This is a genomic window from Rhodoferax sp. OV413, from assembly GCF_900104385.1.
Taxonomy (GTDB): domain Bacteria; phylum Pseudomonadota; class Gammaproteobacteria; order Burkholderiales; family Burkholderiaceae_C; genus Rhodoferax_B.
This window is the reverse complement of sequence record NZ_FNJA01000001.1, coordinates 485,322-507,216: the sequence shown is the minus strand read 5'-3', so window position 1 is coordinate 507,216 and position 21,895 is coordinate 485,322. Positions and strand designations below refer to the sequence as shown.

22 protein-coding genes are annotated in these 21,895 nt (G+C 63.4%); 10 read left to right on the top strand and 12 right to left on the bottom strand.

What is annotated here, in order from left to right:
- Window positions 1-9 precede the first annotated feature (9 nt).
- The 5 genes from BLT66_RS02395 to BLT66_RS02375 all read left to right on the top strand — a co-directional run bounded on the left by BLT66_RS02395 (window position 10) and on the right by BLT66_RS02375 (window position 5,887).
- Window positions 10-759, top strand: a complete 750-nt coding sequence (locus BLT66_RS02395) for an electron transfer flavoprotein subunit beta/FixA family protein (RefSeq protein WP_092755360.1) — start codon at window positions 10-12, stop codon at window positions 757-759.
- Between the two features lies 1 nt (window position 760).
- On the top strand, window positions 761-1,693 hold the full coding sequence (locus BLT66_RS02390) for an electron transfer flavoprotein subunit alpha/FixB family protein (protein WP_092755357.1): 933 nt from the start codon (window positions 761-763) through the stop codon (window positions 1,691-1,693).
- Between the two features lie 74 nt (window positions 1,694-1,767).
- Window positions 1,768-3,558: an acyl-CoA dehydrogenase gene (locus tag BLT66_RS02385; protein ID WP_092755354.1), complete on the top strand. Its 1,791-nt coding sequence runs from the start codon at window positions 1,768-1,770 to the stop codon at window positions 3,556-3,558.
- A gap of 154 nt (window positions 3,559-3,712) precedes the next feature.
- A complete protein-coding gene (locus BLT66_RS02380) occupies window positions 3,713-4,669 on the top strand; it encodes an NAD(P)H-dependent flavin oxidoreductase (protein ID WP_092755351.1) in 957 nt (318 codons plus the stop codon).
- A 90-nt stretch (window positions 4,670-4,759) separates the two neighbouring features.
- Entirely contained in the window at window positions 4,760-5,887 is a 1,128-nt protein-coding gene (locus BLT66_RS02375; protein WP_092755348.1) for an acyltransferase family protein, read from the top strand.
- Window position 5,888: 1 nt separating this feature from the next.
- Here BLT66_RS02375 and BLT66_RS02370 read toward each other — a convergent pair whose 3' ends face one another.
- Entirely contained in the window at window positions 5,889-6,905 is a 1,017-nt protein-coding gene (locus tag BLT66_RS02370; protein WP_092755345.1) for a 1-aminocyclopropane-1-carboxylate deaminase, read from the bottom strand.
- 154 nt (window positions 6,906-7,059) lie between these two features.
- Between BLT66_RS02370 and BLT66_RS02365 the strand changes: the two genes are divergently transcribed.
- Window positions 7,060-7,545 carry an Lrp/AsnC family transcriptional regulator gene (locus BLT66_RS02365; RefSeq protein ID WP_092755342.1) on the top strand — a complete coding sequence of 162 codons (486 nt, stop codon included), beginning with the start codon at window positions 7,060-7,062 and terminating at the stop codon, window positions 7,543-7,545.
- Here the strand turns inward: BLT66_RS02365 and BLT66_RS02360 are convergent.
- The 9 genes from BLT66_RS02360 to BLT66_RS02320 form a co-directional block, all read right to left on the bottom strand.
- Window positions 7,534-8,196, bottom strand: coding sequence for a glutathione S-transferase (locus tag BLT66_RS02360; protein ID WP_092755339.1), 663 nt, complete (start codon window positions 8,194-8,196; stop codon window positions 7,534-7,536). The two genes, BLT66_RS02365 and BLT66_RS02360, sit on opposite strands and share 12 nt — an antisense overlap.
- Entirely contained in the window at window positions 8,196-9,137 is a 942-nt protein-coding gene (locus BLT66_RS02355) for an oxygen-dependent tRNA uridine(34) hydroxylase TrhO (RefSeq protein ID WP_092755336.1), read from the bottom strand. Before BLT66_RS02355 ends, BLT66_RS02360 begins: the two co-directional genes overlap by 1 nt.
- Window positions 9,138-9,196: 59 nt before the next feature.
- Window positions 9,197-10,375 (bottom strand): extracellular catalytic domain type 1 short-chain-length polyhydroxyalkanoate depolymerase, encoded by a 1,179-nt coding sequence (locus tag BLT66_RS02350; RefSeq protein WP_092755333.1) that lies wholly within the window; start codon window positions 10,373-10,375, stop codon window positions 9,197-9,199.
- Window positions 10,376-10,415: 40 nt separating this feature from the next.
- Window positions 10,416-10,841: a CopG family transcriptional regulator gene (locus tag BLT66_RS02345; RefSeq protein ID WP_092756978.1), complete on the bottom strand. Its 426-nt coding sequence runs from the start codon at window positions 10,839-10,841 to the stop codon at window positions 10,416-10,418.
- A gap of 157 nt (window positions 10,842-10,998) precedes the next feature.
- A complete protein-coding gene (locus BLT66_RS02340) occupies window positions 10,999-12,534 on the bottom strand; it encodes a SpoVR family protein (protein ID WP_092755330.1) in 1,536 nt (511 codons plus the stop codon).
- A 5-nt stretch (window positions 12,535-12,539) separates the two neighbouring features.
- Window positions 12,540-13,814, bottom strand: a complete 1,275-nt coding sequence (locus BLT66_RS02335) for a YeaH/YhbH family protein (protein ID WP_092755327.1) — start codon at window positions 13,812-13,814, stop codon at window positions 12,540-12,542.
- A gap of 54 nt (window positions 13,815-13,868) precedes the next feature.
- Complete coding sequence (locus BLT66_RS02330) at window positions 13,869-15,791, bottom strand: PrkA family serine protein kinase (RefSeq protein WP_092755324.1); 1,923 nt, start codon at window positions 15,789-15,791, stop codon at window positions 13,869-13,871.
- 134 nt (window positions 15,792-15,925) lie between these two features.
- Window positions 15,926-16,639, bottom strand: coding sequence for a phosphoserine phosphatase SerB (serB, locus tag BLT66_RS02325; RefSeq protein WP_092756977.1), 714 nt, complete (start codon window positions 16,637-16,639; stop codon window positions 15,926-15,928).
- 51 nt (window positions 16,640-16,690) lie between these two features.
- Window positions 16,691-17,074: a c-type cytochrome gene (locus BLT66_RS02320; protein ID WP_092755321.1), complete on the bottom strand. Its 384-nt coding sequence runs from the start codon at window positions 17,072-17,074 to the stop codon at window positions 16,691-16,693.
- A gap of 167 nt (window positions 17,075-17,241) precedes the next feature.
- On the opposite strand from BLT66_RS02320, the gene BLT66_RS02315 reads away from it, so the two are divergent.
- Entirely contained in the window at window positions 17,242-17,835 is a 594-nt protein-coding gene (locus BLT66_RS02315) for an RNA polymerase sigma factor (RefSeq protein WP_092755318.1), read from the top strand.
- Window positions 17,836-17,845: 10 nt separating this feature from the next.
- Window positions 17,846-18,622, top strand: coding sequence for an anti-sigma factor (locus tag BLT66_RS02310; protein ID WP_092756976.1), 777 nt, complete (start codon window positions 17,846-17,848; stop codon window positions 18,620-18,622).
- A 9-nt stretch (window positions 18,623-18,631) separates the two neighbouring features.
- Here the strand turns inward: BLT66_RS02310 and BLT66_RS02305 are convergent, their stop codons facing one another.
- Both BLT66_RS02305 and BLT66_RS02300 read right to left on the bottom strand, forming a co-directional pair.
- Window positions 18,632-19,201: a glutathione peroxidase gene (locus tag BLT66_RS02305; protein WP_092755315.1), complete on the bottom strand. Its 570-nt coding sequence runs from the start codon at window positions 19,199-19,201 to the stop codon at window positions 18,632-18,634.
- A gap of 34 nt (window positions 19,202-19,235) precedes the next feature.
- Entirely contained in the window at window positions 19,236-20,189 is a 954-nt protein-coding gene (locus BLT66_RS02300) for a LysR family transcriptional regulator (RefSeq protein WP_092755312.1), read from the bottom strand.
- A gap of 119 nt (window positions 20,190-20,308) precedes the next feature.
- Between BLT66_RS02300 and BLT66_RS02295 the strand changes: the two genes are divergently transcribed.
- Together BLT66_RS02295 and BLT66_RS02290 are read left to right on the top strand one after the other, a co-directional pair.
- Entirely contained in the window at window positions 20,309-21,397 is a 1,089-nt protein-coding gene (locus tag BLT66_RS02295; protein WP_218922546.1) for a YeiH family protein, read from the top strand.
- A 105-nt stretch (window positions 21,398-21,502) separates the two neighbouring features.
- A complete protein-coding gene (locus BLT66_RS02290) occupies window positions 21,503-21,889 on the top strand; it encodes a COG4315 family predicted lipoprotein (RefSeq protein ID WP_092755306.1) in 387 nt (128 codons plus the stop codon).
- Window positions 21,890-21,895: the final 6 nt, after the last annotated feature.

Here is a 21,895-nt window from a genome sequence, read left to right as displayed (position 1 = left end):
GCCGTTAGCATGAAGGTCCTGGTAGCCGTAAAACGGGTGGTGGACTACAACGTGAAAGTCCGGGTCAAGTCGGACAACACCGGAGTAGACATCGCCAACGTCAAAATGAGCATGAACCCCTTTGACGAAATCGCTGTGGAAGAAGCGGTACGCCTCAAAGAAAAAGGCGTGGTCACCGAAATCATCGCCGTCTCCTGCGGTGTCACCCAGTGCCAGGAAACCCTGCGCACCGCCATGGCCATCGGCGCTGACCGCGCCATCCTGGTCGAGACCAGCGAAGAACTGCAACCTCTGGCCGTGGCCAAGCTGCTCAAAGCCCTGGTCGACAAAGAACAACCCGGCCTGGTGATCCTGGGCAAGCAGGCCATCGACGACGACTGCAACCAGACCGGCCAGATGCTGGCGGCCCTGGCCGACCTGCCGCAAGCCACCTTCGCCAGCAAGATCGAAGTGGTGGACGGCAAAGCCAGCGTGACCCGCGAAGTCGACGGCGGCCTGGAAACCATCGCCGTTAGCCTGCCCGCCGTGGTCACCACCGACCTGCGCCTGAACGAACCCCGCTACGTCACCTTGCCCAACATCATGAAGGCCAAGAAGAAACAGCTGGATGTCTTCAAGCCCGAAGACCTGGGTGTGGATGTGAGCCCGCGCATCAAGACCCTCAAAGTCTCCGAGCCGCCCAAACGCAGCGCCGGTATCAAAGTCCCAGACGTCGCCACCTTGGTGGCCAAACTCAAAACCGAAGCCAAGGTGATCTGATATGACGATTCTTGTAATTGCCGAACACGACAACGCCAGCGTCAAGGGCGCAACCCTGAACACCGTCACCGCAGCACTCGCCTGCGGTGGTGACGTCCACATCCTGATCGCCGGTGCCAATGCCGCTGCCGCCGCTGCCGCTGCCGCCCAGATCGCCGGTGTCAGCAAAGTGCTGCACGCCGATGCCCCCGGCTTCGAACACGGCCTGGCCGAGAACGTTGCCGCCCAGGTACTGGCCGTGGCCTCCGGCTACAGCCACCTGGTGTTTCCTGCGACCGCCTCCGGCAAGAACATCGCCCCCCGCGTGGCCGCCAAGCTCGACGTAGCCCAGATCTCCGACGTCACCAAGGTCCTCAGTGCCGACACCTTCGAGCGCCCGATCTACGCCGGCAACGCCATCGCCACCGTGCAAAGCCTGGACGCCACCAAAGTCCTGACCGTGCGCACCACCGGTTTCGACCCGGCAGCAGCCACCGGTGGCTCGGCCACGGTGGAAGTGCTGGCCGCTGCCGCCGATGCAGGCAAGTCCACCTTCGTGGGCAGCGAAATCGCCAAGAACGACCGGCCCGAACTCACCGCCGCCAAGATCATCGTCAGCGGTGGCCGGGCCCTGGGCAGCGCCGAGAAGTTCAACGAAGTGATGATCCCGCTGGCCGATAAGCTCGGCGCGGCTCTGGGTGCCAGCCGTGCTGCAGTCGATGCGGGCTACGCGCCGAACGACTGGCAAGTCGGTCAGACCGGCAAGATCGTCGCGCCCCAGCTGTACATCGCTGCCGGCATCTCGGGCGCGATCCAGCACTTGGCCGGTATGAAGGACAGCAAGGTCATCGTGGCCATCAACAAGGACGGCGAGGCACCGATCTTCTCCGTGGCCGATTACGGGCTGGAGGCGGACTTGTTTGTGGCCGTGCCTGAGTTGGTCGCAGCGCTGTAAGGCGTGCAACAGCAAGAGAAGGCATCCTGCGAGGTGCCTTTTTTTGTACCTTTTTTTGATTTTGGAGACAAACCATGAGCTACACCGCCCCGCAAAAAGACATGCTGTTCAACATCCAGCACCTGGCCCGTATCGACCAGATCGCTGCGCTGCCCGGCTTTGAAGACGCGGGGCTGGACACGGCCCAGGCGGTGCTGGAAGAGGCGGCCAAGTTCAACGAGGGGGTGCTGTCTCCGCTGAACTGGGAAGGGGATAAAAATCCGTCGAGCTGGAAAAACGGCGTGGTCACGGCTACGCCGGGCTTCAAGGATGCCTTCAAACAGTTTGCCGAAGGCGGTTGGCAGGGCTTGCAGCACCCGACCGAATACGGTGGCCAGGGCTTGCCCAAGACGATTGGCGCGGCCTGCGTGGAAATGTGCAACAGCGCCAACCTGAGTTTCGCGCTGTGCCCGCTGCTCAGCGACGGCGCGATCGAAGCGCTGCTCACCGCCGGCTCGGACCAGCTCAAGGCTACCTACCTGGAAAACCTGGTCAGCGGTAAATGGACCGGCACCATGAACCTGACCGAGCCGCAGGCCGGTAGCGACCTGGCCATGGTGCGCAGCCGCGCCGAGCCCCAGGGCGACGGCAGCTATAAGGTGTTTGGAACCAAGATTTTCATCACCTGGGGCGAGCACGACATGGCCGAAAACATCGTCCATCTGGTCCTGGCCCGCGCCAGCGGCGCGCCCGAGGGCGTGAAGGGCATCAGCCTGTTCGTGGTGCCCAAGTTTCTGGTGAATACCGATGGCTCGCTGGGCGCGCGCAACGATGTGCATTGCGTCAGCATCGAACACAAGCTGGGCATCAAGGCCAGCCCCACCGCCGTGCTGCAGTATGGCGACCACGGCGGTGCCGTGGGCTATCTGGTGGGCGAGGAAAACCGTGGCCTGGAATACATGTTCATCATGATGAATGCCGCCCGCTATGCGGTGGGCATGCAAGGCATTGCCGTGGCCGAGCGGGCCTACCAGAAGGCCGTGCAGTTCGCCAAAGACCGGGTGCAAAGCCGCCCGGTCGATGGCTCGGCCAAGGCCAGTGTGGCCATCATCCACCACCCCGATGTGCAGCGCATGCTGATGACCATGCGCGCCCACACCCAGGGCTGCCGCGCGATGTCCAGCGTGGCCGCCGCCGCCTACGACGTGGCGCACCACCACACCGATGCCGACACGCGTCAGCAGAGCCAGGCATTCCATGAATTCCTGGTGCCGCTGGTCAAGGGCTACAGCACCGAAATGAGCCTGGACGTGGCTTCGCTTGGCGTGCAAGTGCATGGCGGCATGGGCTTCATCGAGGAAACCGGGGCCGCGCAATACCTGCGCGACGCCAAGATTCTGGCCATCTACGAGGGCACTACCGCGATCCAGGCGAACGACCTGGTGGGCCGCAAAACCCTGCGCGACGGCGGTGCCACCGCCAAGGCGATTGCGCGCCAGATCGTGGTCACCGAAACCGCCTTGGCCCAGAGCGGCAGTGCCGATGCGCTGGCCGTGGCCAAGCGCCTGAAGGCAGCACGCGCCGCCTTCCTGGACGTGGTGGCTTTTGTGGTCACCAACAGCAAGACCCAGCCGAACGCGGTGTTTGCCGGCAGCGTGCCGTATCTGATGCTGGCCGGCAAGCTGGTTGCCGGCTGGCAGCTGGCGCGCTCGCTGCTGGTGGCCGAGGAACTGCTGACCAAGGGCATCGATGCTGCATTCATGCAGGCCAAGATCACGACTGCGCGCTTCTATGCCGACCATGTGCTCATCACCGCGCAAAGCCTGCGCGACAGCATCCTGGAAGGCGCGGACAGCGTGACCGCGCTGGCCGTGGATGCGTTTTGATTTGCCCAGGACTTACGCAAGACCCCTGTTCGCCCAAAGGGCGGCACAGGGGGCGCTGCGGCAGCCCTGTTTGCTATCTATTGTGTAGCTGCTGGCGCAGGTTTTATCTGCGCTAGAGCCCGATTTCTTATAAATACCTTGATTTGGAGACTGCATGTCTAGACTGCCACCCGCACTGAGCGCACTGCCGCTACCCATCATTGCGTCGCCCATGTTCATCGTCAGCACGCCGCAGCTGGTGATTGCCCAGTGCATTGCCGGCGTGGTCGGCTCGATGCCTTCGCTGAACGCGCGTCCGGCGGCCCAGCTGGACGACTGGCTGGCCGAGATCACCGAAACCCTGGCGGCCTACAACCTCGCGCACCCGGACAAGCCGGCCGCGCCGTTTGCGATCAACCAGATCGTCCACAAGTCGAATGACCGTCTCGAGCACGACATGCATGCTTGCGTGAAGTTCAAGGTGCCCATCGTCATCACCTCGTTGGGCGCACGCGAAGACATCAACGCCGCGGCGCACAGCTACGGCGGCGTGGTGCTGCACGACATCATCAACAACAAGTTTGCCCACAAGGCGATAGAGAAGGGCGCCGACGGCCTGATCGCCGTGGCCACCGGTGCTGGCGGCCATGCGGGCATCAAGAGCCCGTTCGCGCTGGTGCAGGAGATCCGTGAATGGTTCGACGGCCCGCTGGCGCTGAGCGGCGCGATCTCCACCGGCGGTGCGGTGCTGGCGGCCCAGGCCATGGGTGCCGACTTTGCCTACATCGGCTCGGCCTTCATCGCAACCGAGGAAGCGCGCGCCGCGCAGGCCTACAAGCAGGCGGTGGTGGACGGCGATTCGGACGACATCGTGCTGAGCAATCTGTTTACCGGTGTGCACGGCAACTACCTGGCACCGTCGATCCGCGCTGCCGGCCTGGACCCGGAAAACCTGCCAGAAAGCGACCCGACGAAGATGAATTTTGGCGGCGATACCGCGGCCAAAGCCTGGAAGGATATTTGGGGTTGCGGGCAGGGCATCGGCGCAGTCCGTAGAATCCAGCCTGTGGCCGCCTATGTGGCCCAGCTCGCACGCGAATACGCCGAGGCCAAAGCCCGTCTGTCTGTGTAAATTTTTTCAGCGCCAGCCCCCGTGGGTTGGTGCTTTTCATTCGTCCGCCCGCCGTTGCTATGACTCCGGCGGGCGGTAGTTTTTTTGCCGATGCCTTCTTCCTCTACTACGCGTTCCAGTGCGTCCCGCATTCCCCTGTTAGATGTTCTCAAAGGCCTGGCCTGTGCGCTGATCGTGGGCCACCACCTGGTGTTCTACGGCCCCATGTCCGACGTGGCCTACCCGCTGGCCCCCGGTCTGATGGACTGGATGTTCGAATACGGCCGCATGGCGGTGCAGGTGTTCCTGGTACTGGGCGGCTATCTGGCGGCCAGTACCCTTGCGCCGCAGGGCGTCGCGCGTTTTGAGTCGCCGCTGCAGCAGGTGTTGCGCCGCTTTGTGCGCCTGTCCACGCCGTACCTCGCAGCCTTGCTGTTCGGCCTGCTGGCGGCCGAGCTGGCGCGCTACGGCATGGAGCATCCGTCGATTCCATCCGCGCCCACGCTGCCGCAGTTTCTGGCCCATGTTTTCCTGCTGCAGGACCTGCTGGGCTTCGAGGCCTTGTCGGCCGGGGTCTGGTACGTGGCCATCGACTTCCAGCTGTTTGTGCTGGCCGTGGCCGTGTTCAGCCTGGCCCGCCGCCTGCCGGAGCGCTGGGCTGCTGCGTGGCAGGCGCCGGCGCTGGTGTTGCTGGGTACTGGCGCCTCGCTGCTGTACTTCAACCTGCTGCCCGAGCTGGACACGGTGGGCCTGTACTTTGCGGGCTCCTACGGCCTGGGCATGCTGGCGTTCTGGGCCGGCCGCAGTGCCAGCCCGTACCGCTGGCTGATGGCCGTGGCGCTGCTGGGCCTGACGGCGCTGGCGCTGGACTTCCGCGAGCGGATTGCCGTGGCCCTGGTGACCGCGCTGGTGCTGGGCGTGCTGCAGGCCAGTGGCGGTGCCCGGGTGTGGTCGCCGCTGCCGAAAGTGCAGCGCCTGGGCCAGATGTCGTACTCGGTGTTCCTGGCGCACTTTCCAGTCTGTCTGCTGGTCAACGCGCTGTTCAGCCAGCTTTGGCCAAGCCAGCCCTGGGCGAATGCCGCGGGCATGCTCGTGGCGTTTGGCCTGTCCTTGCGCGCCGGCCAGTGGCTGTACCGGCATGTGGAAACCCGCCTGGTGTCCATGCCGGTGGCGATGCGCATGCAGGGCGGCCTGTTGGTTGCTACCGGCCTGCTGTTGCTGGGGCTGAAGGCGCTGTAGTTCAGCCGTTGCGGAACAGGAAGCTGTAGGCGTTCAGCGCCGGCACGCCGCCCAGGTGGGCGTACAGCACCTTGGAGCCAGGCGCGAACTCGCCGCGGCGCACCATGTCGATCATGCCGTGCATGGATTTGCCCTCGTACACCGGGTCGGTCAGCATGCCTTCCTGGCGCGCGCATAGGCGGATGGCTTCCAGCGTGCCCTCGCTGGGCAGGCCGTATTCGGGGCCGCCGTAGCGGGTGTCGAGCACCACGTCTTTGTCGGTGATGTCGCGGCCCAACTCCACCAACTGGGCGGTGTTCTGGGCGATGCGCAGAATCTGCGCCTTGGTTTGCGCGGGTTTGGCGGATGCATCGATACCGATCACCTTGTTGGCCCGGCCGTCGGCTGCAAAGCCCACCACCATGCCGGCCTGGGTACTGCCGGTGACCGAGCAGACCACGATGTAGTCGAACTTGTAGCCGAGTTCGGCCTCCTGCTGGCGCACTTCTTCGGCAAAGCCGACAAAGCCCAGGCCGCCCAGCGGATGCTCGGAGCAGCCAGCCGGAATCGGAAACGGCTTGCCGCCGGCCTTGCGCACGTCCTCCATGGCCTGCTCCCAGCTGGGGCGGATGCCGATGTCGAAGCCGGCCGCGTCCAGCCGCACATCGGCGCCCAGGATGCGCGACATCTCGATGTTGCCGACCCGGTCGTACAACGCGTCCGAGTAGTTGACCCAGTTCTCCTGCACCAGCACGCATTTCATGCCCAGATGCGCAGCCACCGCGGCCACCTGGCGGGTCTGGTTCGATTGGATGCCGCCGATGGACACCAGGGTGTCGTAGCCGCCGGCGATGGCTTCGGGGATCAGGTATTCGAGCTTGCGGGTCTTGTTACCGCCAAAGGCCAGGCCGCTATTGCAGTCCTCGCGCTTGGCGTACAGGTCGACCTGGCCACCCAGGTGGGCGCTCAGCCGTGGCAGCGGCGTGATGGGCGAGGGGCCGAAGGTCAGGCTGTGGCGGGGAAACTTTTGCAGGTTCATTCAAGGCTCCAAGGCAGGGTTGCGGATGGAGCCATGGTAGGAAATAATCTGCGCAATGTGCTTGTGAATGAATTTAGTTTGGCAAGTTAATAGTCTGCTGAATTATGATTTTTGGTGGTTTAATTTTGTATTTATATCAATTGACACACTAAAAATGCAGAACAAGAGCGAAGCCGCCACGCCCGAGCTGGACCGTATCGACCGTGCCATCCTGCGGGCCTTGCAGCGCGATGCTTCGGTGTCGAACATCGCCTTGTCGCGCAAGGTCAACCTGAGTGCGGCCGCCTGCCTGCGGCGCACCGAACGACTCAAGGCGCTAGGCCTGGTCCGCGGCATCGTCGCCTTGCTGGACCCGGTGGCGCTGGAGCTGGGCACGCTGGTGATGATCGGCGTGGTGTTGGACCGCTCGACGCCGCAGTCGTTTGCCGACTTCGAGCAGGCCGCGCAAAAGGTCTCGGGCTGCATGGAATGCCATGTGGTGACGGGAGAGTTCGACTACTTCATGCTGATCCGCACTAAGGACAACGAGAGCTTCAACCGCTTGCACGCCGAGCAGCTGCTGTACCTGCCGGGCGTGCGGCAGATACGCTCGTTCATGGTGCTCAAGCAGGTGCTGTCGACGACCCAGCTACCGATGTGAACCGAAGGGCTGCCCGGCCGTGCCCGATTGCCAGGCCGGGTATTTCTGCATCACCTGGGCCAGGATGTCGGAGGCTTCCCAGGCGGCCAGCCAGGCCTGCAGCTGCGGCCAGGGCTGGGCGCTGAACCAGGCCGGGTCCACATGGGCAAACTGGCGCACGAACGGGGCGATGGCCATGTCGGCCAGGCTGGTCTGTGGGCCGAACAGATGGGTTTGGTTGATGAGCCGGGCGTTCAGTTCCGAAATTACAAGCCCTGCAGCACTGCGGTGCAGGTCGGTAATGCGCGAGGAGCTATCAGTTTCATAGCGCCCCGGGTATTTGTAGCGGTCCAGGTGGAACTTGAAATCACCGTCTATCCGGCCCACCAGCGCCAGCATTTCGTCCAGCGTGCCTTGCGGGGGGCAGAGCCAGCCTAAAGGATCGCTGCGCTCCAGCGCCCAGCGCATGATGTCCAGGCTTTGCTCCAGCACTTGGCCTTCGGGCAGGACCAGTACTGGCACCGTGGCTTTGGGCGAGACGGCGGCCAATTCGGGTGGCTTGCTGCGCAGCACGACTTCGCGCAGCTCTACCGTCTGTCCGCTGGCCCACAGCGCCAGCCGGGCCCGCATCGCATACGGGCAGCGGCGGAACGAGTAGAGGATGGGTGGCATTATTTTTTGGGCGCAGGCAGCTTGGCGCCGACGTGCGGCTGCTGGCGCTGCTCGGCCAGGGCCATCTGCTTTTCGCGTTCCAGGTAGCCGGCTTTTTGCGCTTCGCTGGTCTGGTCATGGCAGTGCGCGCAGCTGACGCCGCGCACAAAGTGCGGTGAGGCCAGATCGGCCTCGGTCAGCGGGCGCCGGCAGGAACGGCACAGCTCCAGCCCGCCCGGCACCAGGCCGTGGCCGACGGAAACGCGCTCGTCGAACACAAAGCACTGGCCATTCCACAGGCTGTCGGCCTCGGGCACGGTTTCCAGGTATTTGAGGATGCCGCCTTCCAGGTGGTAGACCTCGTCGAAGCCCTGGGAGCGCAGGAAGGCTGTGGATTTTTCGCAGCGGATGCCGCCGGTGCAGAACATCGCCACCTTGGGCTTGGCCGCCAGCGGTTGGCCGTCGGCGCGGGCCTGTTCCACCCACTGCGGCAGCTCGGCGAAGCTGCGGGTGTGCGGGTTGATCGCACCGTGGAAGCTGCCGATGGCGACCTCGTAGTCGTTGCGGGTGTCGATCAGCACCACATCGGGGTCGCTGATCAGCGCGTTCCAGTCTGCGGGTTTGACGTACTGGCCGGCGAGCTGGGTCGGGTCGACGCCGGGCACGCCCAGGGTGACGATTTCGCGCTTCAGCCGCACTTTCATGCGGTAGAACGGGTCGCTGCTGGCGGTCGCTTCCTTGTGCTGCAACTGCGCCAGCCGCGGGTCGCTGCGCAACCAGGCCAGCACGGCGTGCACGCCAGCCGGTGGGCCAGCGATGGTGCCGTTGATGCCCTCGGTGGCCAGCAGCACCATGCCTTTGACGCCATGCGCCTCGCAGCAGGCCAGCAGCGGCTGCTGCAGCGCGGCGTAGTCGGGCAGGGCGACGAACTGGTAGAACGCGGCGGTTAAGAAATCAGACATGCAAGCGGGGGAGACGGGAACTGGGGCGGGCAGTGTACCGCCGCCCCTGCCCGCGACGGTCAATGCAGGGTTTTGCGCGGATGCGCCTGGAAGAAACGCCACATCTCGGCCGAGGCGTCGGGGCCCTGCGGGTCGGTATAGGTGCCGGCGCGGTTGCCGCCCGACCAGGCGTGTCCGGCGCCGTGCAGCTTCCAGTATTCGGCCAGGCTGTTGCCATCGGCTGTTTGGTAGGTGGTGCGGGTATAGCTTTGGCCCCCGGCAGCGGTACCTTGGTTCGCTTGGGGGACGGTGGCGCCCTGGCCGATGACAGTTTGCAGCACGGTTTCGCCGTTGCTTGGGTGCACGGTGGCATCGGCATCGCCATGGAAAACGATGGTCGGCAGGCTGGACGCGGCGCCGGCCGGGCTGCGGCCGTTCTTCATTACCGACAGCGCGCTGATCACGTTATTGGCTACGCCGCAGGCCAGGCCGGAATGTACGCCCACGGCGGCGAACAGGTCGGGGTGGGTGTGGCCCAGGATGCTGGCCATGGCGCCGCCGGCAGACAGCCCGGCAACGTAGATCTGGCGCGGGTCGACGGCGCGTTGCTGCGCCACCTGTTTCACCAGTGCGGCCAGCCAGGCGGGTTCGCCGCTGTCGCGCCGCTGGTCCTCGGGTTTGAACCAGTTCCAACAGCGGTGGCTATTGGCGGCCTGGTTTTGCGCGGGGTAGAGCACCAGGAAGCCGTGTTCCTGCGCCAGCGCGTTCATGCCGGTGCCGGTGGCGAAGTCGTCTGGGTTCTGGGTGCAGCCGTGCAGCATCAGCACCAACGGCAAAGGGCGCGCGGGCTGCTGGATGGCGTGCGGCGGGGTGTAGAGCTTGTAGGCGCGGGTGGTACCCGCATGGGTGAACTCGGCGGCGCTGAATTCACCGGGGCCGTCATTGGACGCGGGCTGGTCGGGTACGTGCAGGGGGTGCACAGGCTCGACCACCGGCCGGTGGATGGGGGTGGCGTTGTCGCTGACGTCGGCCACTGTGTCCACTTCAGTCACGCAGCCGTCGATGGTCCAGGGCGTGGATGGTGGGGCAGATGGCGCGGTGGATGGTGCGGTAGGGGGGGCAGCGAAAGGGGCGCGGGCGGCAGCGTTGGGCGCGATGCGGCCCAGCGCTTGCTGGATGGCCCGCGTGGCGTCTTGCAGGTTGCCGGCCTGGGTCAGGCGCGTGGCTTCTTGCAGAAATTTTTTGAACAGGGCACTCATAGTGGCTTTCGTGGGATATTTTGTGGGGAGAGGTCGCGGCTCAAAGCTGGCGTGCAGCGAGCGCGGTCTTGACCTCGGGGCTGGCGTGCAGGGCACCCAGTACTTCAATCGAATCGATGGTGGCCAGGGCGAGCTCGGGCGTGACATCGTGGCCAATGCTGGCCAGCCCGAGCACGCGTACCTGCAGTTTCTGGTTGGCGGCTTGCACCGCCAGCAGATCGCTCTGGCTGAAATGCTGCAGCCCCAGTACCAGCATCTTGCGGGCTACCACCTGCTTGACCGCATCGGCATGGGTGGTCAGCTGGTTGCGGATGGCCGTGCGGATGAAGTCGGTACGGTTGGCGTAAAAGCCCTCCGCGACCAACAGGTCGATGTGGCCGAGGTCGACAAAGCCCAGGTTGATGGTGATTTTTTCCGAGTCCAAAGCCTTGGGTTTGGCCGGTTCTGCAGCGGTTTTGACTTTCATGTCTGCAGTATGCACCATCTGGTTGGATGGTATTGGGATGGTTTATGAATCCCTTTACGCAACAGAGGTATCGCAAAAATTTACAAAAATAATGCCTCTGGTGCTGATGGATATTGCGCAGGAAGCTATGAAATTAGAAGCAGAGGCAAGAACTTGGCTACGGCGTTGTCTTGCTGCCGCGGCGGCGCTTCTCGCTTTGGTGCTCGGCCACCAGCGAGATGCTGCCGTCGGCGTTTTGCCGCTCCAGGCGCACATTGAAGCCCCATAGCGTGGCCATGTGCTTGAGCACCGTGGTGCTGGAATCGCCCAGCGGCCGGCGTTGGTGGGCGAAATGGCGCAGGGTCAGCGAGCGGTCGCCGCGCAGGTCGACGTTCCAAACCTGGATATTGGGCTCGCGGTGGCCCAGGTCGTACTGCTCGGACAACTGCTGGCGCAATGCGCGAAATCCGCTGTCGTCGTGGATGCTGGCGATGTCCAGGGTTTTGCGGGCATCGTCGTCCAGCACCGAGAAAAAGCGGAATTCGCGCATCAGCTTGGGCGACAGGTACTGGGCGACAAAGCTTTCGTCCTTGAAGTTCTGCATCGCAAAGTCAAAGGTGTCGCGCCAGTAGGAGCCCGCAATGTCGGGAAACCAGGCACGGTCTTCGTCGGTGGGCTCTTCGCAGATGCGGCGAATGTCGCGCCACATGGCAAAGCCCAGCGCGTAGGGGTTGATGCCCGAGAAATACGGGCTGTTGTACGGCGGCTGGTAGACCACATTGGTGTGCGACTGCAAAAACTCCAGCATGAAGCCGTCGCCCAGCCGGCCTTCGTCGTACAAGGTGTTGAGCAAGGTGTAGTGCCAGTAGGTGGCCCAGCCTTCGTTCATCACCTGGGTTTGGCGCTGTGGGTAGAAGTACTGGCCGATTTTGCGCACGATGCGCACCACTTCACGCTGCCAGGGTTCGAGCAGCGGGGCGTTCTTTTCCACGAAGTACAGCAGGTTTTCTTCGGGCTCCAGCGGGAAGCGGCGTTCTTCTTTGTTCTCTTCGGCCTCGGCACGCGGCGGCAGGGTGCGCCACAGGTCGTTGACCTGGGCTTGCAGGTAGTCGGCGCGCTCCTTGAGGCGCGAGGTTTCTTTATCCAGCGACAGGCGGGGCGAGCGCTTGTAGCGGTCCACGCCCAGGTTGCTGAGCGCATGGCAGGCATCCAGCAACTGCTCTACCGCCTCGACGCCATGGCGCTCTTCGCACTGGGCGATGTAGTTGCGGGCGAACACCAGGTAGTCGACGATGGCGTCGGCGCTGGTCCACTGTTTGAACAGGTGGTTGCCCTTGAAGAACGAGTTGTGACCATAGGCCGCATGGGCGATCACCAGCGCCTGCATGGGCAAGGTGTTCTCGTCCATCAGGTAGGCGATGCAGGGGTCGGAGTTGATGACGATCTCGTAGGCCAGGCCCATCTGGCCGCGCTTGTAGCGGTTTTCGGTGGCCAGGAAGTGCTTGCCGAACGACCAGTGGTGGTAGTACACCGGCATGCCGATGGAGGCATAGGCGTCCATCATTTGTTCGGCGCTGATGACTTCCAGCAGGTGCGGGTAGCCGTCGAGCTTGTAGCGGCGAGCCACTGCGCCAATCGCCTGGTCGTACTCCTGTATGGCTTCAAACGTCCATTCGGAGCCGGTGGGAAGCAGTTTGGATTTGGGCTTGGTCATATGGTTCAGGCCCGCCGTTTGAAGAGTTCGCGGAACACCGGGTAGATGTCGGCGACGGTGCCGATGCGCTGCATGGCGAAGTTGCCGCGCGGGCTGCTGCCCTGCAGGCGCTCGTATTCTTCCCACAGGTTTTGCGGCGGGCCGTCGGTGATTTCGATATAGGCGAAGAACTGGCACAGCGGCAGCAGCGACTCTTCCAGCAAGGCCTTACAGCGCGGTGAATCGTCGTGCCAGTTGTCGCCGTCCGACGCCTGCGCGCCGTAGATGTTCCAGGCGTTGCTGGGGTAGCGGGCAGTGATGATTTCGTGCATCAGCTTCAAGGCGCTGGACACCACGGTGCCGCCCGATTCACGCGAGGTGAAGAAGTCTTCCTCGTCCACCTCGGTGGCGATGGTGTGATGGCGGATGAACACCACTTCGATACGCTCGTAGTTGCGCGTCAAAAACAGGTACAGCAGCATGAAGAAGCGCTTGGCCACGTTCTTGCGGCCCTCGTCCATCGAGCCCGACACGTCGAGCAGGCAGAACATCACCGCCTGGGTGCTCGGCTGGGGCACGCGCACGCGGTTGTTGTAGCGCAGGTCATAGGTGTCCACAAAGGGCACAGCCTCAATTTTGGCGCGCAGCTTGGCGATGTCGCGGCGGGCTTGCTCCACCTCGGGGTCGTCCTCGGCCCGGGTGGTCAGCAATTCCATCAGCTCATTTTCCAACGCCCGGATCTGCGCCGCGTAGGGTCCGCCGATGGCAATGCGCCGCAATGCCGCGCCGCGCATGGTGCGGCTGAGGTTGATGTTGGTCGGCACCCCGGTTTGCACAAAGCCCGCGCGGATGCGGCGGTACTGCTCGATGCGGGCCAGCTGCAGCTTGACCAGGTTGGGCAGGGCCAGCTCGTCAAAAAAGATGTCCAGAAACTCGTCGCGGGTCAGGGTGAAGACGAACTCGTCCAGGCCTTCACCGTCCTGGCTGGCCTGGCCTTTGCCCGAGCCTTTGCCGCCACCGCTGGGCGGGCGCTCCACCTGGTCGCCGCGTAAGAAGCGGTCGTTGCCGGGGCGCACGGTTTCCCAGATGCCGCCCTGGCCGTGCTCGAACTGCGGCTCGCCGATGTCTTTGCCGGGGATGCCGATTTTCTCGCCATTGTCCAGGTCGCGCAGGCCGCGCTTGTTGACTGCGTCAGACACGGCTTTGCGGATCTGCCCTTTGAAGCGCTGGATGAAACGACTGCGGTTGACCGAGCTTTTGTGCTTGCTGTCAAATCGGCGGTCTACGATGCGCACAGTCATGGAGACTCCGTTCAAAAGAGTGAAACGGGTGAAGGGGCCTTCTATACAAACCTTTTAGGACGATTTACGCACCCGCAAATACCATTCGCACAGCAGCCGCACCTGCTTCTCGGTATAGCCCTTGGTGATCATGCGGTTGACGAAGTCCTGGTGCTTCTTTTGTTCTTCGCCACTGCCCTTGGTGTTGAACGAGATGACCGGCAGCAGCTCTTCGGTGTTGGAGAACATCTTCTTCTCGATCACCGCGCGCAGTTTTTCGTACGAGGTCCACAGCGGGTTGTGGCCGTCCTGGCGGGCGCGAGCGCGCAGCACAAAGTTGACCACCTCGTTGCGGAAGTCCTTGGGGTTGGAGATGCCGGCGGGCTTTTCGATCTTTTCCAGCTCATCGTTGAGCGCGCTGCGGTCCAGCATTTCGCCGGTGTTCGGGTCGCGGTATTCCTGGTCCTGGATCCAGAAATCGGCATACACCACGTAGCGGTCAAAGATGTTCTGGCCGTATTCGGAATAGCTCTCCAGGTAGGACGTCTGGATCTCTTTGCCGATGAATTCGGCGTAGCGCGGCGACAGGAATTCCTTGATGTAGCGCAGGTATTTTTCTTCTACCTCGGGCGGGTACTGCTCTTGCTCGATCTGCTGCTCGAGTACGTACATCAGGTGCACCGGGTTGGCCGCGACTTCACGGTGGTCGAAGTTGAATACCCGCGACAGGATCTTGAAGGCGAAGCGGGTAGACAAGCCTGTCATGCCTTCGTCCACGCCGGCAAAGTCGCGGTATTCCTGGTAGCTCTTGGCTTTGGGGTCGGTGTCCTTGAGGTTCTCACCGTCGTAGACCCGCATCTTCGAGAAGCTGCTGGAGTTCTCTGGCTCTTTCAGGCGCGACAGCACCGAGAACTGGGCAAGCATGCGCAAGGTATCGGGCGCGCAGGGCGCCTTGGACAGCGAGGAGTTGTCCACCAGCTTTTCGTAGATGTGGATCTCATCGGACACGCGCAGCGAGTACGGCACCTTGACGATGTAGATGCGGTCCAGGAAAGCCTCGTTGTTGCGGTTGTTTTTGAACGCCTGCCATTCGGCCTCGTTCGAGTGGGCCAGAATCAGGCCGTCAAAGGGAATCGCGCCAAAGCCTTCGGTACCCTTGTAGTTGCCTTCCTGGGTGGCGGTCAACAGGGGGTGCAAGACCTTGATGGGGGCCTTGAACATTTCCACAAACTCCAGAATGCCCCGGTTCGACAGGCACAGCCCGCCCGAGTACGAGTAAGCATCGGGGTCGTCCTGCGAATATGTCTCCAACTTGCGGATGTCGATTTTCCCCACCAGGGCCGAGATGTCCTGGTTGTTTTCGTCGCCGGGTTCGGTCTTGGACACGGCAATCTGCGACAGCACCGACGGGCGTAGCTTGACCACCCGGAACTGGGTGATGTCGCCGCCAAATTCCTGCAGCCGTTTCACGGCCCAAGGGCTCATGATGGTGCCCAGGTAGCGGCGCGGAATCTTGTAGTCGGACTCCAGCAAGTCGGCATCTTCGGCCGGGTTGAAAAGCCCCAGCGGCGACTCGTGCACCGGCGATCCCTTGATCGCATAGAAAGGCACTTTCTCGATCAAGGTTTTGAGCTTCTCAGCCAGCGAGGATTTGCCGCCGCCTACCGGGCCCAGCAGATAGAGGATCTGCTTTTTCTCTTCGAGCCCTTGGGCGGCATGGCGGAAGTAGGCGACGATGTGCTCGATCACCTCTTCCATGCCGTACAGGTCTTTGAAGCTGGGGTAAACCTTGAGAACCTTGTTGGCAAAAATACGCGACAACCGGGGGTCGGTACGGGTATCCACCAGTTCGGGCTCACCGATGGCCAGCAGCATGCGCTCTGCGACGCTGGCATACGCAGATGCATCGCGTTTGCACAACTCCAAGTAGTCTTGAACCGACATTTCCTCTTCCTGTGCAGCGGCAAAGCGGCCTTGGTAGCGGGCGAAAATGGTCATGGCATTCTCCTTGGGTTGTACTGTGGTCTTATGGGGTGCGAGTCAGTGGTCTGGTAAAAGTTCGGGGGTGCGTTGCGATGATCATAGAGCCAAGCGCCGCAGCATGCGCGTGAAGTGGTTGGATAGTGGTTGGATTAGTGCAACAGCTCCAGCAAGCGGTCCAGGCCACCGCTATTGATGGCGACCATGGCTTGCGCGCGCACAGCCGGCTTGGCGTGGTAGGCCACCGAAAGCCCAGCGATGCCCATCATGGGCAAGTCATTGGCGCCGTCACCCATGGCAATGGCCTGGTGCGCGCCAATACCCATCTGGGCACAGGTTTCCAGCAGCATCTTGCGCTTCTCGTCGCCATCGCAAATATCGCCCCAGGGCTGGTCCAGCATGCGGCCGGTGAGCACGCCATCCACGGCTTCCAGCAGATTGGAACGGGTTGCGTCTATGTGCAATAAATCACGAATCCGGTCGGTAAAAAATGTGAAGCCACCACTGACCAGCAGCACCTGCATGCCAGCGGCCTTGCAGGCGGCCACCAGCGTGGCTGCGCCGGGGTTGAGTTGCAGACGCTGGGTGTACACCTGTTCCATGCTGGCCACGCTCACGCCTTTGAGCAGGGCAACGCGTTGGCGCAGGCTTTCCTTGTAGTCGGTGATTTCGCCGCGCATGGCGGCTTCGGTGATGGCGGCGACCTCGGCTTTGCGGCCGGCGGCATCGGCAATTTCGTCTACACATTCGATGTTGATCAGGGTCGAATCCATGTCGAACGCGATCAGCTTGAAGTCGGCCAGGCGCAGTGGTGGGGCGAAGCCTTGGATGACGAGGCCGGGGGAAATTTCGTGGGCTTGGGACATGGGCAAATGGGGCAGCAAATACGGGTTAGAGATGCCGTATTTTGCTTGAGCTTATTTGCCGGGCTTGGCCACCGTGGCCAGATAGGCCACAACGTCTTCGCGGTCACGGGCTGAGGGCAGGCTGAAGTCCATACCTTGGCCGGGGATCAGGGTTTCCGGGTCGCGCAGCCAGGCCTGCAGGTTGGCGCGGGTCCAGACCAGCTTGCTGTGGCGCAGTGCAGGGGAGTAGTCAAAGTCTTTCACGCTGCCGGCCTTGCGGCCGATCAGGCCTTGGTGGCTGGGGCCGATGCCGTTGGCCGTGACGCTGTGGCAGGCGGCGCAATGGGTGGAGTACAGCGCTTGGCCGCGCTGTACGGATTGGGCCGTGGCTGCCGTGGTGGCGAGTGCGGCCATGACCGCCAGCAAGCTGGTGCGGCAAAAGAGAGCGATATGCATCGTATGGAGAGGGTTGAGCTGGTTGCCTCTACCGGTACGCAGGCGCTCGGTGGCTGGATTCAAAACCCAGTGCGCCAAAGGGTTTTTGTGGCTTGAATCCAAAGCTGCTTGCGGTCCGTATTCCCCTCACAGAATTGCCGGTCAAGATATGTCTGACAATCCGCAACATGAGCCCACCCCATCCCGCATCTTCCCTCAACCCGGACGCCGAACTTATGGACTTGCTAGACCGTGTCGCCGCCCGCGATGCGTCCGCTCTCAAGGCGCTGTACGGCCTGACCTCGTCCAAGCTGTATGGCCTGGCCGTGCGGGTGGTGGGTAACCGCGAATGGGCCGAAGACGTGCTGCAAGAGGCCTATATGACCATATGGCGGGCCGCGGCCGACTACCGGGCCTCCCTGAGCCCGCCCATGGCCTGGATGGGCTTGATCGTGCGCAGCCGCGGGCTGGACTTTTTGCGCCGCCGCACGGCCGACCGAAGCGGCGTGACCCAGGAACTGGACGAAGTCATGGCCGAGACGCTGGAGGGCGACACCCCGAATCCAATGGACACCACCCAGGCCAGCCAGCAAGCCTGGGCTCTGCACCAGTGCCTGACCCGGCTGGAGAACCGCCAGCGCGAAGTGGTCAGCCTGGCCTATTTGCGCGACCTGAGCCATGGCGAGTTGGCCGAGCAGCTCAAGCTGCCGCTGGGCACCGTCAAAACCTGGATACGGCGCGGGCTGGAACAGCTGCGTGTCTGCATGGCACGCTTTGCCTGAGGACCCGGCCATGCAATTGAACCAACACCCTGAACTACTCGACAAGCTGGCCGCCAGCTATGCCCTGGGCACGCTGCGCGGTGGCGCCCGCCGGCGCTTTGAAACCCTGGCTCGCGAACAGGCGCCGGTACGCGCCGCAGCCTTGATCTGGCAGGCCCGCCTAGGCAGCGTGGCCGAACTGCAGGCCCAGGCAGCACCTGCGCCTGCGGTGTGGACACGCATCGACAACCTGGTGCGTGCAGACCAGGAGCAGCAGGCCATGCAGGAGGCGCGGGTACCGGCCGTGGCTGGCCCTGTCGCTTGGCTGCGCAGCCTGGCGTTGTGGCGTTCTGCCACGACGGTGGGCGCGGTCGTAGCCGTTTTTGCGGTGGTACTGGGCGTGAACCAGCGCGACCAACTGGGCAGCCAGATCGCCAGCTTGCGCACCCAGCTACAGGCCGCGCCGCAGATCGAATATGTGGCGGTGCTCGCAGATGGCAAGGCCGACCCTTCCATGCTGGTGACCTTCGACGCCAAGAACCAAACCCTGCTGTTGCAACGCGTGGGCGGCTACCAGGAAGCCAGCGACAAATCCTTGCAGCTATGGGCTTTGCCCCCGTCTGGTGGCCCACGTTCGCTGGGGGTCTTGGGGGCGGATAAATTGCTGCGTCTGACGGCGGGCGAGGGCGATGTACGCGAAGTGCCCACCCTGGCCATCAGTTTGGAGCCCAAGGGCGGCGTGCCCAGTGCCGGTGGACCTACGGGCCCGGTGCTGTTCAAGGGCGCGCTGATCCAGAAGATGCTGTGATGCCGGCGTTCAAGGCTTCTGCGCCAGCGCCTTGTCGATAGCGCTGGTCAAGCTGCTGCTGTCGGGCGTGGTCAGCGAAGAAAAGCTCTCCACCACCCGGCCATTACGGTCTATCAGGTATTTGTAGAAGTTCCAGCGCGGCTCTTGTCCGGTGGCCTTGACCAGCGCCGCGTACAGCGGGTTTTTGTCCGGTCCGGACACCACCGTCTTGCCCATCATCGGAAACTTCACGCCGTAGGTGTTGAAGCAAAAGTCGGCGATTTCCTTGGACGTGCCCGGCTCTTGCTGGCCAAAGTCATTGGACGGAAAACCCAGCACCACCAGCCCCTTGGCCTGCTGCTTCGCGTACAGCGCTTCCAGCCCTTCAAATTGGCCCGCAAAGCCGCAATAGCTGGCGGTATTCACCACCAGCACCACCTTGCCGGCGTACTGGCACAGGTTCTGGGGCGCGGCGTCCTGCAGGCGGGGAAACTGGTGCTGCAGGATGGCCGGGCAGTTGGCTGGGGTGGCGGTTTGTGCGCTTGCCGGGGCGCTGGCCGCCGCCAGCAGCATGGCGAATGCGAAAACGGTGCTGTGCATGGGGTGCGTCCTGCAGTGTGGTGTGGACTGCACTTTAGGGGTTTGGCGAAAGTGCAGTAGCGCCAGGGGCTGTTGTGGCTGCCAGGTCTGCGGTGGCGCAGGCCATGAACGCCAGCAAAGCCGGCGTCATCTGCTTGTCGCGCTGCACGATGATGTGGCAATCACGCTGGATGGCGGGCAGCGCACTGGATATGCAGCACAGCCGGCCCGCCGCCAGCAGGTCGGCCACCACCCAGCGCGACAGGCAGGCAATGCCCAGGCCGTGGGCGGCCGCGTGCTTGATGGCCTCGGAGCTGCCCAGTTCGATGCTGCGCCGGTACGAATGCAGGTGGGGCAGCAATGCCTGGTCGGTGGTTTCGCGGGTGCCCGAGCCGCTTTCGCGCAGCAGCCAGACGGCTTCTCGCAGCGCCGCAGTCGGCACATTCCGGGCCTGTGCCAGTGGGTGCGCTGGCGATGCCAACAGCACCAGGCTGTCTTGCAGCCAGGGCGTGACCTGCAGGGTGGACTCGTGGCAAGCGCCTTCGATCAGGCCAATGTCCAGCTCGAAATCGGCTACCGCCCGGGCAATCGCCGCCGTGTTGCCTATCCTCACTTTGGACTGCCAGGCCGGCGCCTGCTCGGACTGGCGCCAGGCCATAAAGCCGCCCAGCAATTGCGGCAGCACATAGTTGCCTATGGTGGTGCTGGCGCCTATGCGCAGCGACTGCGCCTGGCCGCTGCCGTCGCGCGCCATCTGCTCGATGCCGGCCGCGCCATCCAGCATGGCCAGCGCGCGCGGCAGCAGGGCACGACCGTTGTCGTTCAGCAGCAGGCGCTTGCCCGCGCGGTCAAACAGCTGTAGCGACAGCAGGCGCTCCAGTTCGTTGATGGCCGAGCTGGTGGCCGACTGCGACAGCGCAATAGCTGCACTGGCTGCCGTGGTACTGCCGCTCTGGGCGACAGCGACAAAAATCTGCAATTGGCGCAGGCTCAGGCGCAGCACATCCATGGTTTCATCTTTCACTGTTATCGATTGAATAAATAGATATTACAGAAACAAGCTGTTGGACGGCTTGATTTCTGCGCCCTAAAGTCCGGTCCATTGTTTGAATGGAACCGAAATCTGCCATGGCTACCGCTCTTTCTGCCCCTTTGCACACCGTATGGCCCAGCCGCTGGGAGCCGCTAGGGCGTTACGGTCCTGGGCTGGCGCTGAGTGCGCTGCTGGCCGCCTGCGCCATGGCGCTTGGCCGTCTGGACGGGCTGCAGGCCCATGGCTTGAGCTCGTTGACCCTGGCCATCGTGCTGGGCATGTTGGTGGGCAATACGCTGTATCCGCTGCAGCCGCGCGTGGCGGCGGCCAGCTGCCCGGGCGTGCAATATGCCAAGCAAAACCTATTGCGTCTGGGCGTGGTGCTGTACGGCCTGCGTTTGACCACCCAGGACATCGCCAGCGTCGGCCTGGCCGGGGTGCTGGTCGATGCGCTGGTGCTGGGCTCGACCTTTGCGCTGGCCTGCTACGCTGGCATCCGCTGGCTGGGGCTTGACCGCAACACCGCCATGCTGATCGGCATCGGCAGCTCGATCTGCGGCGCCGCTGCCGTGATGGCGGCCGAGCCGGTGCTGCGGGCCCGTGCCGAGCAGGTCACGGTGGCGGTGGCTACGGTGGTGGTGTTCGGCACCTTGGCGATTTTTGTCTACCCGCTGCTGTTCCAGCTGAACTTGCACTGGCCGCTGGTCCCAGGCGGTGCCCACGGCTTTGGCGTCTATGCGGGCTCGACCATCCACGAAGTGGCCCAGGTAGTGGCCGCCGGCCGCTCTATCGGCGCGGAAGCCGCAGACGCTGCGGTGATTGCCAAGATGGTGCGGGTGATGATGCTGGCGCCGGTGTTGCTGGCCTTGTCCGCCTGGCTGGCCCGCCGTGCGCCAAAGGCGGAATCGCAGGGCACCCTGGCCGTGCCATGGTTTGCGTTTGGCTTCATCGGGGTCGTGTTGTTCAACTCATTGCAGTTGTTGCCGGCCCCGGTGCTGGCGGTGGCCAATGCGGTCGACAACGTGCTGCTGGCCATGGCCATGGCCGCACTGGGCCTGGCCACCCCGCTGGCGGCGATTCGCCGGGCAGGTATCAAGCCCTTGCTGCTGGCCGGTGGCCTGTTTGCCTGGTTGCTGCTGGGCGGCGCGCTGATCAACCGGGTGGTGCCGGCAGTGTTGGGTTGAACTATTTTTTGTGGTGGCTGGAATAAACCGCTGGCGCTTTGCGTCTACCCGGATGTAGGCTGTCCAAGCTCTACCTTGTCCCATTCACTCCAAGGAATCTGCACCATGTTCAAAAAATCCTTTGCTGCCCGCTCGGCCATCGCCCTCGTGCTGGGCTTTGCGTCCTTGGCGGCCAGTGCCGCCGATGCGCCGGCCAAGATGGCCGGCGGCGTGCTGGTCGCGGCCAACAGCATGACGCTCTATACCTTCGATAAGGACGTGGCCAATAGCGGCAAAAGCACTTGCAACGGTCCCTGCGCCACCGCCTGGCCGCCGTTGATGGCTACCGCCAGCGACCAGCCCATGGGCGGCTACACCATCGTCACCCGCGACGACGGCGGCAGGCAATGGGCGTACAAGGGCAAGCCCCTGTACTTCTTCCAGTCGGATAAAACCGCCAGCGACCGCACTGGCGACAACTTCAAGGACGTTTGGCACGTGATCAAGGAATAAGAGCTG

Excerpts from the sequence above, each read along its gene's own strand:
- BLT66_RS02395 (WP_092755360.1), top strand. The coding sequence starts at position 10 with ATGAAGGTCCTGGTAGCCGTAAAACGGGTGGTGGACTACAACGTGAAA.
- BLT66_RS02390 (WP_092755357.1), top strand. The coding sequence starts at position 761 with ATGACGATTCTTGTAATTGCCGAACACGACAACGCCAGCGTCAAGGGC.
- BLT66_RS02385 (WP_092755354.1), top strand. The coding sequence starts at position 1,768 with ATGAGCTACACCGCCCCGCAAAAAGACATGCTGTTCAACATCCAGCAC.
- BLT66_RS02380 (WP_092755351.1), top strand. The coding sequence starts at position 3,713 with ATGTCTAGACTGCCACCCGCACTGAGCGCACTGCCGCTACCCATCATT.
- BLT66_RS02375 (WP_092755348.1), top strand. The coding sequence starts at position 4,760 with ATGCCTTCTTCCTCTACTACGCGTTCCAGTGCGTCCCGCATTCCCCTG.
- BLT66_RS02370 (WP_092755345.1), bottom strand. The coding sequence starts at position 6,905 with ATGAACCTGCAAAAGTTTCCCCGCCACAGCCTGACCTTCGGCCCCTCG.
- BLT66_RS02365 (WP_092755342.1), top strand. The coding sequence starts at position 7,060 with ATGCAGAACAAGAGCGAAGCCGCCACGCCCGAGCTGGACCGTATCGAC.
- BLT66_RS02360 (WP_092755339.1), bottom strand. The coding sequence starts at position 8,196 with ATGCCACCCATCCTCTACTCGTTCCGCCGCTGCCCGTATGCGATGCGG.
- BLT66_RS02355 (WP_092755336.1), bottom strand. The coding sequence starts at position 9,137 with ATGTCTGATTTCTTAACCGCCGCGTTCTACCAGTTCGTCGCCCTGCCC.
- BLT66_RS02350 (WP_092755333.1), bottom strand. The coding sequence starts at position 10,375 with ATGAGTGCCCTGTTCAAAAAATTTCTGCAAGAAGCCACGCGCCTGACC.
- BLT66_RS02345 (WP_092756978.1), bottom strand. The coding sequence starts at position 10,841 with ATGAAAGTCAAAACCGCTGCAGAACCGGCCAAACCCAAGGCTTTGGAC.
- BLT66_RS02340 (WP_092755330.1), bottom strand. The coding sequence starts at position 12,534 with ATGACCAAGCCCAAATCCAAACTGCTTCCCACCGGCTCCGAATGGACG.
- BLT66_RS02335 (WP_092755327.1), bottom strand. The coding sequence starts at position 13,814 with ATGACTGTGCGCATCGTAGACCGCCGATTTGACAGCAAGCACAAAAGC.
- BLT66_RS02330 (WP_092755324.1), bottom strand. The coding sequence starts at position 15,791 with ATGACCATTTTCGCCCGCTACCAAGGCCGCTTTGCCGCTGCACAGGAA.
- serB (WP_092756977.1), bottom strand. The coding sequence starts at position 16,639 with ATGTCCCAAGCCCACGAAATTTCCCCCGGCCTCGTCATCCAAGGCTTC.
- BLT66_RS02320 (WP_092755321.1), bottom strand. The coding sequence starts at position 17,074 with ATGCATATCGCTCTCTTTTGCCGCACCAGCTTGCTGGCGGTCATGGCC.
- BLT66_RS02315 (WP_092755318.1), top strand. The coding sequence starts at position 17,242 with ATGAGCCCACCCCATCCCGCATCTTCCCTCAACCCGGACGCCGAACTT.
- BLT66_RS02310 (WP_092756976.1), top strand. The coding sequence starts at position 17,846 with ATGCAATTGAACCAACACCCTGAACTACTCGACAAGCTGGCCGCCAGC.
- BLT66_RS02305 (WP_092755315.1), bottom strand. The coding sequence starts at position 19,201 with ATGCACAGCACCGTTTTCGCATTCGCCATGCTGCTGGCGGCGGCCAGC.
- BLT66_RS02300 (WP_092755312.1), bottom strand. The coding sequence starts at position 20,189 with ATGGATGTGCTGCGCCTGAGCCTGCGCCAATTGCAGATTTTTGTCGCT.
- BLT66_RS02295 (WP_218922546.1), top strand. The coding sequence starts at position 20,309 with ATGGCTACCGCTCTTTCTGCCCCTTTGCACACCGTATGGCCCAGCCGC.
- BLT66_RS02290 (WP_092755306.1), top strand. The coding sequence starts at position 21,503 with ATGTTCAAAAAATCCTTTGCTGCCCGCTCGGCCATCGCCCTCGTGCTG.